12 protein-coding genes and 1 pseudogene are annotated in these 12,767 nt (G+C 70.9%); 4 read left to right on the top strand and 9 right to left on the bottom strand.

Annotation, left to right across the window (positions count from 1 at the left end; translation table 11 throughout):
- Positions 1-34: 34 nt before the first annotated feature.
- The 5 genes from ACIOHC_RS21185 to ACIOHC_RS21165 form a co-directional block, all read right to left on the bottom strand.
- Positions 35-1,096 carry a LacI family DNA-binding transcriptional regulator gene (locus tag ACIOHC_RS21185; protein ID WP_365693148.1) on the bottom strand — a complete coding sequence of 354 codons (1,062 nt, stop codon included), beginning with the start codon at positions 1,094-1,096 and terminating at the stop codon, positions 35-37.
- 94 nt (positions 1,097-1,190) lie between these two features.
- Complete coding sequence (locus tag ACIOHC_RS21180) at positions 1,191-2,252, bottom strand: ABC transporter permease (protein WP_351082401.1); 1,062 nt, start codon at positions 2,250-2,252, stop codon at positions 1,191-1,193.
- Positions 2,249-3,220 carry an ABC transporter permease gene (locus ACIOHC_RS21175; protein WP_351082398.1) on the bottom strand — a complete coding sequence of 324 codons (972 nt, stop codon included), beginning with the start codon at positions 3,218-3,220 and terminating at the stop codon, positions 2,249-2,251. The genes ACIOHC_RS21180 and ACIOHC_RS21175 overlap by 4 nt, the downstream gene beginning before the upstream one ends.
- Positions 3,217-4,848 carry a sugar ABC transporter ATP-binding protein gene (locus ACIOHC_RS21170; protein WP_351082395.1) on the bottom strand — a complete coding sequence of 544 codons (1,632 nt, stop codon included), beginning with the start codon at positions 4,846-4,848 and terminating at the stop codon, positions 3,217-3,219. The genes ACIOHC_RS21175 and ACIOHC_RS21170 overlap by 4 nt, the downstream gene beginning before the upstream one ends.
- Positions 4,849-4,979: 131 nt before the next feature.
- Positions 4,980-6,065: an ABC transporter substrate-binding protein gene (locus ACIOHC_RS21165; protein WP_351082393.1), complete on the bottom strand. Its 1,086-nt coding sequence runs from the start codon at positions 6,063-6,065 to the stop codon at positions 4,980-4,982.
- 424 nt (positions 6,066-6,489) lie between these two features.
- Between ACIOHC_RS21165 and ACIOHC_RS21160 the strand changes: the two genes are divergently transcribed.
- Positions 6,490-6,894 carry a hypothetical protein gene (locus ACIOHC_RS21160; RefSeq protein ID WP_351082391.1) on the top strand — a complete coding sequence of 135 codons (405 nt, stop codon included), beginning with the start codon at positions 6,490-6,492 and terminating at the stop codon, positions 6,892-6,894.
- A 78-nt stretch (positions 6,895-6,972) separates the two neighbouring features.
- Here ACIOHC_RS21160 and ACIOHC_RS21155 read toward each other — a convergent pair whose 3' ends face one another.
- A complete protein-coding gene (locus ACIOHC_RS21155; RefSeq protein ID WP_351082389.1) occupies positions 6,973-8,070 on the bottom strand; it encodes an NADH:flavin oxidoreductase/NADH oxidase in 1,098 nt (365 codons plus the stop codon).
- Between the two features lie 181 nt (positions 8,071-8,251).
- Positions 8,252-8,632 carry a hypothetical protein gene (locus ACIOHC_RS21150; protein WP_351082387.1) on the bottom strand — a complete coding sequence of 127 codons (381 nt, stop codon included), beginning with the start codon at positions 8,630-8,632 and terminating at the stop codon, positions 8,252-8,254.
- Positions 8,633-8,795: 163 nt separating this feature from the next.
- Here ACIOHC_RS21150 and ACIOHC_RS21145 point away from each other — a divergent pair.
- Together ACIOHC_RS21145 and ACIOHC_RS21140 are read left to right on the top strand one after the other, a co-directional pair.
- Positions 8,796-9,014 (top strand): annotated as a pseudogene (locus tag ACIOHC_RS21145) (substrate-binding domain-containing protein); the annotation flags it as partial.
- An 87-nt stretch (positions 9,015-9,101) separates the two neighbouring features.
- Positions 9,102-9,644, top strand: a complete 543-nt coding sequence (locus ACIOHC_RS21140) for a GNAT family N-acetyltransferase (protein ID WP_351082385.1) — start codon at positions 9,102-9,104, stop codon at positions 9,642-9,644.
- Here ACIOHC_RS21140 and ACIOHC_RS21135 read toward each other — a convergent pair.
- Positions 9,632-10,348 carry a cupin domain-containing protein gene (locus tag ACIOHC_RS21135; RefSeq protein ID WP_351082382.1) on the bottom strand — a complete coding sequence of 239 codons (717 nt, stop codon included), beginning with the start codon at positions 10,346-10,348 and terminating at the stop codon, positions 9,632-9,634. The two genes, ACIOHC_RS21140 and ACIOHC_RS21135, sit on opposite strands and share 13 nt — an antisense overlap.
- A 180-nt stretch (positions 10,349-10,528) precedes the next feature.
- Here ACIOHC_RS21135 and ACIOHC_RS21130 point away from each other — a divergent pair, with 180 nt between their 5' ends.
- Positions 10,529-11,617: an exo-alpha-sialidase gene (locus ACIOHC_RS21130; RefSeq protein ID WP_351082380.1), complete on the top strand. Its 1,089-nt coding sequence runs from the start codon at positions 10,529-10,531 to the stop codon at positions 11,615-11,617.
- 404 nt (positions 11,618-12,021) lie between these two features.
- On the opposite strand, the gene ACIOHC_RS21125 is transcribed toward ACIOHC_RS21130, so the two are convergent.
- Positions 12,022-12,699, bottom strand: a complete 678-nt coding sequence (locus ACIOHC_RS21125; RefSeq protein ID WP_351082377.1) for a uracil-DNA glycosylase — start codon at positions 12,697-12,699, stop codon at positions 12,022-12,024.
- Positions 12,700-12,767: the final 68 nt, after the last annotated feature.

The following is a 12,767-nucleotide window of genomic DNA, read 5'->3' as shown; positions in this document are numbered from 1 at the left end:
CGCCGGGCAGGATCGGCGCCGCGGGGCCCGTACCTCAAGCAGCGGGACCGGAGGCGGGGGCCCGGTCCTCCCGTGGGGCGGGCCCCCGCCGGGGCACGGTGGACTCGCGGACGACGAGGGCGTAGCCGGGGCGGGGCCGACGCGGTTCGGGAACCGGGTTGCCGGAGAGCCGTTCGACGAGGCTGTCGACGGCGAGCCGCGCGATGGCTTCCTTGTCGGGGGCGACGGTGGTGAGGGTGGTGGCTCCGTACAGGCTCTCCTCGATGTTGTCGAAGCCGACGACGGCGACGTCCTCGGGAATGCGCAGGCCGCGTGCGGTGAGGGTGCGCATAGCGCCGATGGCGATGAGGTCGTTGTACGCGAAGACCGCATCGGGCCGTTCTCCCCGGTCCAGGAGTGCGGCCATGGCCGTGGCTCCGTCTTCGCGCCCGTAGCCGTCGGTGACGACCACCAGTGACTCGTCGGGCTCGATGTCGGCCGCGGCCAGTTCCTCGCGCCAGCCCCGCAGCCGCAGGTGGGCGGGCTGCCGTTCGCGTCCGGTGCGGGAGCCGAGGAAGGCGATCCGCCGGTGGCCGCGGTCGATGAGGTGGCGTACGGCGTCACGGGCGGCGGCCACGTTGTCGATGGCGATGTGGTCGTACGGGGCCTCGTACTCCCGCTCGCCGAGAAGGACCAGGGGCGCGGTCTCGGTGCGCGCCATGAGGTCCTCGGTCTCCAGATGGATGGGACTGAGGATGAGGCCGTCGATGACATGCGAGCGGAAGCCCTGGCTGACCAGGAGTTCCTTCTCCCTGAGGCCGGCGGTGTGGTCGACCAGGACGGTGTAGTCGTGCCGGGCGGCCGCGTCGACGACCGCGCCGGCCAGTTCGGCGAAGTACGGGTTGCCGAACTCGGGCACCGCCAGGGCGATGATGCCGGTACGGCCCTTGCGCAGATGGCGAGCGGTGAGGTTCGGCCGGTAGCCGAGTTCGTCGATGGCCCGTTGCACCTTGGCGCGCATCTGTGGAGTGACGTGCTGATAGTTGTTCACCACGTTGGACACGGTCTTGATCGACACGCCCGCCCGTTGCGCAACATCCTTGAGGCTGACGCCCACGGCACTCCCTGACTCGGCTCGGTGCGCACCGGTGCGCACTGGATCGGCTTGGCTCGCGCTTCGAGGGCCGGGGGGCTGCCCCGTCCGGCACGGCTCAGCTGGTTCTGCGGCCGCGCGCAAGCCAGCGCTGGGCCACCACGACAACGATAAGGAACCCTCCGCTGACCACCGACTGGTAGGAGGAGTTCAGCGAACCGATCTGGTTGATGAGGTTCTGGATGACGGCCAGCAGCAGGACGCCCCAGAGGGTGCCGCTGATCGAGCCGGCGCCACCGACGAGGAGGGTGCCGCCGATGACGACGGCGGAGATGGCGTCGAGTTCCATGCCCACACCGACGATCGTGACGCCGGAGGACAGTCTGGCCGCGTTCAGCGCGCCGGCGAGTCCGGCGAGCAGCCCGCTGAGCGTGTAGACCAGGAGTTTCGTACGGGCCACGGGCAGGCCCATCAGGGCCGCCGCATCGCTGCTGCCGCCGACGGCGAAGAGGGACTGGCCGAACGAGGTGCGCTGCAGGAGCAGTCCGCCGGCGCCGAACAGCACCAGGGCGATCAGGACCGGGTGTCCAAAACCCCATATGCTCCCCTGGCCCAGTTCCGCGAAGGCGGAACCCTTGGGGACGAGATAGGTGGTGGCGCCCTCGTCGGTCAGGGCGAGGAGTATGCCACGGGCGGCCAGCAGGGTGGCGAGAGTGACGATGAAGGGGGCCATCGCGGCACGGGCGATCAGCAGGCCGTTGAGCAGACCGATCGCCCCGCACACCACCAGCGGCACGAGCAGCGCGGGCAGGAGACCCCCTTGCGAGGCCCAGGCGGCGAGCACTCCGCCGAGGGCGAAGACGGAACCGACGGACAGGTCGATGCCGCCGGTGATGACGACCATCGTCATGCCGAGGGCGACCACGGCGAGGAACGACGCCTGCACGGTCACACCGCGGGCGTTGTCCAGCGTCGCGAACGTCGGGTAGACGAACGAGGCGGCGATCACGACGGTCAGCAGAACGGCGAGCACGCCCTGGCCCTGCAGGAGTTCGGCGAGCCACCGTGTGATCGTCGGCGCGGGACCGGGTGCCGGTCGGGGCTCGCCGTCCCCCGGCACCTCTGGGCTCCTTCGTGGTGCCGGGGACTGGGCGACCGCGGCAGGTGTGGTTTCGTTCATCGGGACCGACGCTCCCGGGCGACGTAGACGGCGGCGATGATGATCGCCGCCTGGGCGATCTGTGCGGTGGAGTCGGGCAGGTCGTGCTTGACCAGAGTGGCGCGCAGCAGCTGCATCAGCAGGGCGCCCGCGACGGTGCCGAGCACCCGGACGGAACCGCCGTTCAGCGGGGTGCCGCCGACCACGACCGCCGTGATGGCGGAGAGTTCCATGAGGGTGCCGAGCGAGGAGGGATCGCTGGCGGTCAGCCTGGCGGTGGCGAGGATGCCGGCCAGGGCGGCCAGTACGCCGCAGAGCACGTAGACGCTGATGAGCACCCGCCGCACTGGCAGGCCGGCGAGGACCGCGGCCGAGCGGTTGCCACCGACGGCGACGACCTGACGGCCGAACGTGGTGCGCTGCACGAGGAAGGCGACGGCCACGGCGAGGACCGCGGCGATCAGCACGACCAACGGGACGCCGAGGAAGGAGCCCGTGCCGAGCGAGAGCAGATCCGGGTTGACGATCTGCTTGAGCCGCCCGTCGGCCATGACGAGGGCCAGGCCCCGGCCTCCGACGAAGAGCGCGAGTGTGGCGACGATCGGTTGCAGCCCGATGAGCGAGACCAGTGCGCCGTTGACCGCGCCGACGACGGCGCCGGCGAGCAGCGCCACGACGAGCGCGGGCACGAGCCCGTATCCGAGGTAGAGCGGCAGGAGCGCGGTGGCGAGCGCCATCGTCGAGCCGACGGACAGGTCGACGCCCTCGGTGCCGATGACCAGGGCCATGCCCAGGGCGACGATGACGACGGGGGCGACCTGGACGAGCTGGGTGCGCAGATTGTCGGCGGTCACGAAGTGATCGGTGAACAGGGCGTTGAAGACGAGCACCACCGCCACGGCGACGTACACGCCGTACTCCTGGTACCAGGCGGGGTCGCGCAGCCGCGCCAGGGGGCGGGCGGAGGTGGCGAGGGCGACCTGGGTCATCGGGGATCCTCCTGGGCGGCCGGGGCCTTTCCGGCGGGCGCCGGCGCGTGGTCGGCGAGCACTTCGAGCAGATGGCTCTCGGTCACCTCGTCGCCCGTGAGTTCGCCCGCCACCGAGCCGCCGCGCAGCACGACGACGCGGTCGGCGCCCTCGACGAGTTCCTCGATGTCGGAGGAGATGAGCAGGACGGCGAGGCCCTCACGGGCGAGCTCGTCGACGAGGCCCTGGACCTCGGCCTTGGCGCCGACGTCGATGCCCCGGGTCGGTTCGTCGAGCAGCAGCACCCTGGGTTCCAGACAGAGCCAGCGGGCGAGAAGGACCTTCTGCTGGTTGCCTCCGGAGAGTTCGCCGACCTTCTGCTCGGGGCTCGCCGCCTTGATCCTCAGCCGCTTCATGAAGATGTCGACGACGCGGTCCTGCTTACGGCGGGAGACCACCCCGAATCGGGAGAGCCGGGGCATGGCGGCCAGCACGATGTTCTCGCGCACGGAGAGACCGGGCACGATGCCATCGGCCTTGCGGTCCTCGGGCAGCAGGCTGATTCCGCGGCGGATGGCACCGGCCGTGCCGATCCTGCGCAGCTTCCGTCCCCCGATGACGAGTTCGCCGGAATCCAGGCTCAGTGCACCCGCGAGGGCCTTCGCCGTCTCGCTGCGGCCGGAGCCGAGGAGGCCGCCGAGGCCGAGCACCTCGCCGCCGTACAACGACAGCGATACGTCGTGGAGTTGGTGGCGGCGGTGGAGGCCGGTCGCGGTGAGTGCGGGGGTACGTGCCGCGTCGTGTGCCCCGCTGCCGAAACCGGTGAGGCCGGTGCGGCGGACCTCGGACAGATCGCGGCCGAGCATCATGGAGACGAGCCGCATCCGGTCGAGGTCGGCGAGGCCGCCGGTGTGGATGTGGTGGCCGTCGCGCAGCACGGTGACGCGGTCGCAGATCCGGTAGAGCTCGTCCATGCGGTGGCTGACGTAGAGAACGGCGATGCCCCGGCCGCGCAGGTTCTCGATGACCCGGAAGAGGGTCTCCACCTCGCGCGGCTCCAGCGAGGAGGTGGGCTCGTCCATGATGACGACCTGGGCGTCGACCGAGACGGCGCGGGCCAGGGCGACCATCTGCTGCGTGCCGATGCCCAGTGTGTGCAGGGGCGTTCGCGGGTCGACACGTACGCCGAAGCCCTCCAGCAGTCCCCTGGTCTCGCGGTGCATCCGGGAGAAGTCGATGAGGCCGAGGCGGCTCTTGGGCTCACGGCCGAGGAAGATGTTGCGCGCCACGCTCATCAGCGGGACGAGATTCACCTCCTGGTAGATCGTGGAGATCCCGGCCTGCTGCGCCTCGAACGGCCGGGCGAACGCCACGGGACGACCGCTCAGCCGCAGTTCGCCCTCGTCGGGGCGGTGGACGCCCGTCAGCACCTTGATCAAGGTCGATTTGCCCGCGCCGTTCTCCCCCACCAGGGCGTGGGTCTCCCCGGCGCGCAGGGCGAAGGAGACACTGTCGAGGGCGACGACGCCCGGGAACCGCTTGCTCACCGAACGGGCTTCGAGGACCGTGCCGGCGTCGGGAGGAGAGGTGACGTCCGCCGGGTGGACGGCGGGCTCCGGCGCCTGTGGTACTGCTTCGGGTGATGCCATGGACGGTATCGGCCTTCCGCTGCTCCAGGGGGTGGGCCCGTGCCGCCGCGGCGGGGCGGCGTGCGGCTGCGGAGAAGGGCTTCGCCGCGGCGGTGGACCAGGACGTCGCGGGTCCCTGCGGACCGCTGCGGTCAGAACGCGCCGCCGAGCGAGGCCTTGGCGTTGGACTCGTCGTACGCCCGGTCGGAGATGATGACGTTCTCCGGGATCTCCTCGCCGTTGTAGAACTTCTGAGCGGTCGCGAAGGCGAGCGGCCCGAAGCGCGGGTTCGACTCGATGACGGCGTTGTACTCGCCGTCGACCAGGGCCTGCACGGCATTCCGGGTGCCGTCCACGGACACGATCTTGATGTCCTTGCCCGGCTTCTTCCCGGCCGCCTTCAGCGCGGTGACCGCGCCGAGCCCCATCTCGTCGTTCTCCGCGTAGACGGCGGTGATGTCGGGCTTGGACTGGATCAGCTGCTCCATGACCTGCTGCCCCTTGTCACGTGCGAACTCGCCGGTCTGCTGGGCGACGATCTCCAGGCCGGGGGCCTGCGCCTCGAGTTGGTCGACGAAGCCCTTGGTGCGGTCGGTGGTGACGTTGTTGCCCGAGGCGCCGAGGAGGACGGCGACCTTGCCCTTGCCGCCGGTCGCCTTGATCATCGCGTCCGCCGCGCGCCTGCCCTGCTCCACGAAGTCGGAACCGAGGAAGGCCACATGGTCCTTGCACGCGGTGGAGTTGACCTTGCGGTCGATGGTCAGGACGGGGACCTTCTTGGCCGCGGCCGCCTTGAACGCCGGCTCCAGCCCGTCGGAGTTCAGCGGGGCGACGATGAGGAACTGGGCACCCTGCGACAGCATGTCCTGGATGTCGCTGATCTGCTTGGAGAGTTGCGACTGCGCGTTGGTGGTGAGCAGCTTCCTCACACCGACCTTCTCGGCCTCGTCCTTGATGGACCGTGTTTCGGCGATACGGAACGGGTTGGCCTCCTTCTCCGACTGGGAGAAGCCGACCACCGCATCCTTGAGGTCCAGCTTCGGCGCGCCGTAGGCCTGCAGCGAGCAGCCCGAACCGGAGCTGCTCTCCAGGGACTTGGCGGTCTGGGCCCCTTGGCTGCTGTCACCCCCCGCATTGTCCGAGGTTTCCGACTTGGCGCAGCCGGAGGCGGCCGAGGTGACGGCGGCGAGGAGGAGGCAGGCCACGACGAGGGGACGGGATCGGCGCTGGATCATCATGCGCGGGGCGCTCCTTGGCGAGGTGACGGCACGCTTCGGGGCGTGCGGTCGGGGCATGACCGGACGATGCATCAACCGCCGGGCCACTGATGCCGCCGCATTCCTCACGGTCCCGCTCCGAGCTGCCTGAACAGCCGTGGAAACGGTGGTCATGAGCGCCTGCGCGGCCTGTCGGCAGCTCGGTTTACAACGTTATATAGGCGGTGTGGCGCAGGCGGCAAGAGAGCGGCCGGCGCATTTCCAAAATGCGCCGGTCCCGAAGCGCGATGTGTTCGCGGCCGACCCCCGGGTGACGGGCAGCGGAACACCGTGTGCGGCCAACGATGTTCACCCCCGACCGGAAGTCGGCGACGACGCCGGCGTGACCGAAGCGGCCCCCGTGGTCCACCGTCGCCGTCGTCCCGCATCTGACACAATCGGTCGGATGCGAGGATGGACAGGCCGTGCACCGTGGTGGGTGGTCGCGCTCGTCGTGGTGTACGTCGTCGTCATGGTCTTCGTGGGAGCCGCCTCGCACATCGCCGACCTGGTCCGCGACGGCCTGTTCCCCTATCGCTGGGCGCCCGACTGGCTGAACCTGTACTGGTCGTCGCTGGCGGCATTCGACTCGGCGGCGGCGCTGCTCCTGATCGGCGGGAGGCGGGTCGGCATGGACCTGATGTGCGCCGTCATGGCGACCGACCTGGCGGCCAACTGGTATGCGGTGTACGGCATCCAGCACAGCGATGTGGCGGCGGAGCCGGGACTGCAGCGCCTCGCCGCCTTCGCTTTTCTCGTACTCCTGACCGGCCCGTTCGTCCGTGCCCGGCTCAGCCCCGTCAGTCGATGACACGCGGACGCCTCGGGCCCGAGCCTCCTGCGGCACGTCACGGCGTGCCGGGCGCCCGGGCCGACGAGGTCCGCGCGGTCAGACCGCGCGGAGGTACTGGTCCGGTGTGCGGAGTTCGCCGCCCAGTTCACGGGCCGCGTGCTGGGCCCACGAGGGGCTCCGCAGCAGCTCACGCCCGAGGAGGACCGCGTCGGCCCGCCCTTCGGTGATGATCTTCTCGGCCTGCTGCGGCTCCGTGATCAGACCGACGGCCGCCACGGGGAGCGAGGTCTCCGCCTTGACCCGTTCGGCGAAGGGAACCTGGTAGCCGGGCCCGGTCCCGATGCGGGCGCGCGGGGCGTTCCCACCGCTGGAGACGTCCAGCAGGTCGACGCCGTGGGCGTGGAGCTCCTTGGCCAGCCGCACGGTCTCGTCGACGGTCCAGCCCTCGCGCTCGTCCTCGTCGTTCTCCGTGAGCCAGTCCGTCGCGGAGATCCTGAAGAGGACGGGCAGTTCCTCCGGCCAGACCTCACGCACGGCGTCGACGACCTGAAGTGCGAAGCGGACGCGGTTCTCGAAGCTGCCGCCGTACTCGTCGTCACGCCGGTTGCTGTGCGGGGAGAGGAACTGCCCGATGAGGTATCCGTGGGCTCCGTGCACCTCGGCGACCTCGAAGCCCGCGTCGAGCGCACGGCGGGCGGCCTCACGGAACTGATCGACGACGCCCCGGATCTCGTCCACCGTCAGCTCGTGCGGTACGGGGTGACCGTCGTCGAACGGCAGCGGGCTGGGGGCGACGGGCGTCCAGCCGTGCGCGTCCGGGCCGACGGGGTCGCCGCCCAGCCAGGGGGCCGCCGTCGATGCCTTGCGACCGGCGTGCGCAAGCTGGATGCCGGGAACCGACCCCTGCCCCTTGAGGAAGTCCGTGATCCGGCGGAAGGCGGCCACCTGGGTGTCGTTCCAGATACCGAGGTCCGCCGGGCTGATCCGGCCCTCGGGGCTGACGGCCGTCGCCTCGGTGAGGATGAGCCCCGTTCCGCCGATGGCACGCGCCGCGAGGTGGGCGAAGTGCCAATCGGTCGCGACGCCCGCGTTCGGCCCCACCGGTTCGGCGCTGTACTGGCACATGGGCGCCATCCACACCCGGTTGGGAATGACGAGCGAACGCAGGGTGTAGGGCTCGAAGAGGGCACTCACGTCGGACTCCGTTTCGACGGCACGAAAGACTCACTAGTACGATACATATCGTACTACGAAACCTGTCAAATTACGACGCCCCTCGTACAAAGGCGTGAACGCGCGTGAGGCCCGTTCCCGGCCGGAAACGGGCCTCACGGCACCGACAAGGGCTGTCCTGTAGGGGGCGTGCGTACGCGACCTATCCACGACGCCTGAGTGTGATGACCGCGTCCGCGTCATACCCCTGGGTCCAACTGCGTCCGGCACCCGACTTCCAGGTCACATGGGCGGTGGCCCCGTCGATCCTGACGCCCTCCACCGTCATGGCCCGGTCGCCGTCCCGCACGTCCCCCCGGCGCAGCTCGCGCGCTCGGACGCTGACGGGCTCCGCCGACCCCGCACTCTCGGCCCCGTCCGCCGCCAGGGCGAGGGCCGCCGCCAGTTCCCGGGCACGGTCAGGCGTACAGACCAGCACGGTCTCGCCCGCCGGCACCGTGACCCGGACCTCGACCCCCGAGCCGACAGGGACCACCTCCAGGTCCACACCGCGCCCCTCGCGATCCTCGATCCCACGCGTCATCGCGCCACCTCTCCCTTCGCCCTTCGCCCGGCTCACCTCTCGACCGGGTGCGGCCGGAAGCTCTCCGGCAAACACGGACCACCGAGCCCCCGGCCACCGGTGCCGACCGCCGGTCCATGGCGGCACCGCCGGGGCGGCCTTCCAGAATTCCAGCACACGCGGCATCCCCGAGGACCTCAGTGTCGTCGGCTTCGACGACCTGCCGCTCACCCGGTGGATCGGGCCGCCGCTCACCACGGTGCGTCAGCCGCTCATCGAGATGGCCGAGACCGCCGCCCGTCTGGTCCTCGATCTCGCGCGGGGCGAACGCCCGGCGACCACCCGCGTCGACCTGGCCACGAAGCTGGTGGTCCGCAGCAGCACCGCCGGGCCCCGCCGCTGACCCCTTCCGCCGGGGCCCGCCGACCCGGTCCGGCCCGCCCTCCTATCCCGTTGCGGGCCGGAGCGGCGCCACGTAGCGTCCCGCCTCATGACGACCCCCACCCTGCACACCGGGCGGCTGAGGCTGGAACCGTACGTGCCCGCGGACGAGGACGACTTCGTTGCGCTCTTCCAGGACAGCCGGGTTTCCCGGTGGATGGGTGACGGACCGCAGACCGAGGCCGAGGACCGCGCCCTGTTCGGGCGGATCTTCAGCAAGGTGTACGCACAGGGTCTCTTCGACGTGTGGGCCGTACGACTCGGCGATCGCCTGGTCGGCCACGCGGAGATCAAACCCTCCCCGTCCCCGGAGGTGGACGGCCACGAGATCGTCTACGCCCTGGCTCCGGCCGAGTGGGGGCTGGGGTTCGGTACCGAGATCGCGCGGACGGTGACCTCGTACGGATTGGACATCCTCGGGCTCAGCGAGGTGTACGCGACGGTGGCCGCAGAGAACGCGGCGTCGCTGGCGCTGCTGGGCCGGATCGGCTTCCGGCACGTCGGGGACGCCCGGGAGGACGACGGCCGCACGATCCGGATACTGGCACGCCCGGCGGGCGGTGACGGCACGGGATCCGGTCAGCCGCGGTAGACATCAAGACGTCCGCACATGCCGAACCTGCCGTGCACGGAAGGGTGTTCGGCGTGCACACAGGCGTCGGCGAGGTATCCGGCGTCGCCGCGCGCCAGGGCGTCGAGCTGGTCGCCGGTCACCTCGGACGCGGCGGCGGCCCCCTTCCGCCAGCGCTCCCGCCAGTCCTCGGTCCTCGGACGCACGAGTGCGGCGGCGGCCCGGTGGAAGGCGGCGAGCGGTTCGGGGTCGCCCGCCTCGGTGGCCCGGCGCAGCGCGAGAAACCCCTCGACGGCGAGGTCACGGCGAGCGCGTGCGGCCCGTTCCTGTTCCGCCTCGGATCCGTCGACGGGGAGGGCGACCGCCGCCCGGTAGGCATCGGGGTCCGCCAGGTGGCGGGGCGGCAGGGTGAGGACGGCGTCACCGGCCTCGGGCAGTCCGCTGTTCTCCATGAGGACGACGATACGCAGCCCGTCCTCGTTGACGAGGCGGTGGATCGTGCCGGGCGTGAACCAGACAAGGGCGCCCGGCGTCAGCGGTGTCCGCCGGAACCCGGACGCGGTGAGGGTCTGCACCGAGCCCGCGCCCGCGACCACCACATACCCTTCGGAGCAGGTGAGATGGACGTGGGGCGTCCCGCCGCGCAGGCCGTCCTCGGCGGGCCAGTCGTACACCCGCAGATGGGAGACGGCGACGGAGCCGGGCAGCCCCTCGAAGGTCGGCACTGGTGCTCCTCGGTCTCTCGGTCACGATGCCGGGCAAGCGCTTTCTACCTCTGCTGCACCGTACTTCACCGGCCGGGGAAGCAACAGGGTCCGGTGTCCGGGGCCGCGCTGCGGGCCTCTGTCAGTGGTGGGGTGCAGACTGGCCCGTATCCGACACAACGGCGTTTCGGGAGGTTCGGCATGACCGACGTACTGCTCACCGTGGGCACCCGCAAGGGACTCTTCATCGGCCACCGGCGCGGCGGCGCATGGGAGTTCGACGGCCCGCATTTCAATGCCCAGGCGATCTACTCCCTCGCCATCAACACCCGCAGGCGCGTACCCCGGCTGCTGGTCGGCGGGGACAGCGCGCACTGGGGCCCCTCGGTATTCCATTCCGACGATCTGGGCGGCACCTGGGTCGAGCCGCAGCAACCGGCCGTGAAGTTCCCGGGGTTCACCGAGACATCGCTGGAGCGGGTCTGGCAGCTGCACCCCGCCGGCCCCGAAGCGCCCGATGTCGTCTACGCCGGGACGGAGCCCGCCGCGTTGTTCCGTTCCCAGGACGGCGGGGCGTCCTTCGAGCTGGTCCGCCCCCTGTGGGAGCATCCGACGCGTTCGAAGTGGGTGCCGGGCGGGGGCGGCGAGGGTCTGCACACCATCCTCACGGACCCGAGGGACGCCCGCGCCGTGACGGTCGCTGTCTCCACGGCCGGGGTGTTCCGCACCAAGGACGGCGGCGCGAGCTGGGCTCCTTCGAACAAGGGGGTCTCGGCGGTCTTTCTCCCCGACCCGGATCCCGAGTTCGGCCAGTGCGTCCACAAGGTGGCCCGGGACGCCGTCGATCCGGACCGGCTCTACCTCCAGAACCACTGGGGGGTGTTCCGGAGCGACGACTCGGGAGACAACTGGACGGACATCGGCCGGGGACTGCCGTCCGATTTCGGTTTCGCCGCTGCCGCGCACCCGCACCGCGCGGACACGGCGTACGTCTTCCCGATCAACGCCGACATCGACCGCGTACCGGCCGAGCACCGCTGCCGGGTGTTCCGCACCGGCGACGCGGGCAGCACCTGGGAGCCGTTGTCGGCGGGCCTGCCGGAGGAGACGCATTACGGCACGGTGCTGCGCGACGCGCTCTGTACGGACGACGCCGACCCGGCGGGCGTCTACTTCGGCAATCGCAACGGCGAGGTGTACGCGAGCGCGGACGACGGGGACACCTGGCAGCAACTCGCCTCGCATCTGCCGGATGTCCTCTGCGTGCGGGCGGCGGTCGTCGGCTCCTGACCACCGGGGCACTTCGTCGCCGGCATCGGCCGCCCGCGCCGGCTCATGACGGGTTCCGCCGCGGGGCAGGGCCCGACCTGGCGCCCGACGCTCTCCGTCGGCCGCCGACATCGACATGGACTTCGCCGGTTTCGCCATCCTGCCGGCCGAGCGCGGGGCGGCATTGTCCACCCTCGATGTCGAAGAGCGCTGATCGCGAAAGAACTTCGGTGAGTCGTCGCGCCCGGTCCGGCCGCCGTCCCGGATGGTGGAGCGTCCCTGCCCGGCCCGGTGGTCACCGCGGTGGTGCGGGACGCTTCGTACGGGCGGCGCGCAACGCGTCCGACCGAAGGACGTGGCACCGGGCCCGGGTGGAAACCGATGCCGCGCCGCATCCGGCGGAACGGCCGTGCGACTGCCCCGGGTTACGGCAGTTGCCAGTCGACCGGCTGGGCCCCCTGGCGGAGCAACGCTTCATTGGTGCGGCTGAACGGGCGCGAGCCGAAGAAGCCGCGGTCCGCCGACATGGGCGAGGGGTGCGCGGACTCGATGGCCGGAAAGGCGTCGAGGAACGGCCGCAGATTGCGCGCGTCACGCCCCCACAACACGGACACCAGCGGCTTGCCGCGTGCGGCCAGCGCCCGGATCGCCTGCTCGGTCACTTCCTCCCAGCCCTTGCCGCGGTGCGCGCCGGGCTTGCGGGGCGCAGTGGTGAGCGCCCTGTTCAGCAACAGCACGCCCTGCCGCGTCCAGGGCGTCAGATCCCCGTTGGACGGCCGCGGAAGCCCCAAGTCCGTATGCAGTTCACGGAAGATGTTCTCCAGGCTGCCGGGCAACTGACGCACCTCGGGGGCCACGGAGAAGCTCAGCCCCATCGCCATCCCGGGCGTCGGATAGGGGTCCTGACCGACGATCAGGACGCGTACGTCGTCAAAGGGCTGCTGGAACGCGCGCAGCACGTTCGCTCCGGACGGCAGGTAGGTGCGACGTGCCGCTACCTCCGCACGCAGGAAATCGCCCATCGCGGCGATCTGTCCGGCCACGGGGGCGAGCGCGTCGGCCCAGCCGGACTCGACTACTTCGTTCAACGGTCGTGGTGCCACGAAACATCACTCTACCGGCGTACACGACCGCCTTCCCGCCACGGAGCCACCACATGGAGGCCGATCTT

Origin of the sequence: Streptomyces sp. NPDC088252, assembly GCF_044740965.1 — a bacterium.
In the GTDB taxonomy this organism is placed as follows: domain Bacteria; phylum Actinomycetota; class Actinomycetes; order Streptomycetales; family Streptomycetaceae; genus Streptomyces.
The sequence above is the reverse complement of the archived record's forward strand: the minus strand, read 5'-3'. Positions and strand labels throughout refer to the sequence as shown.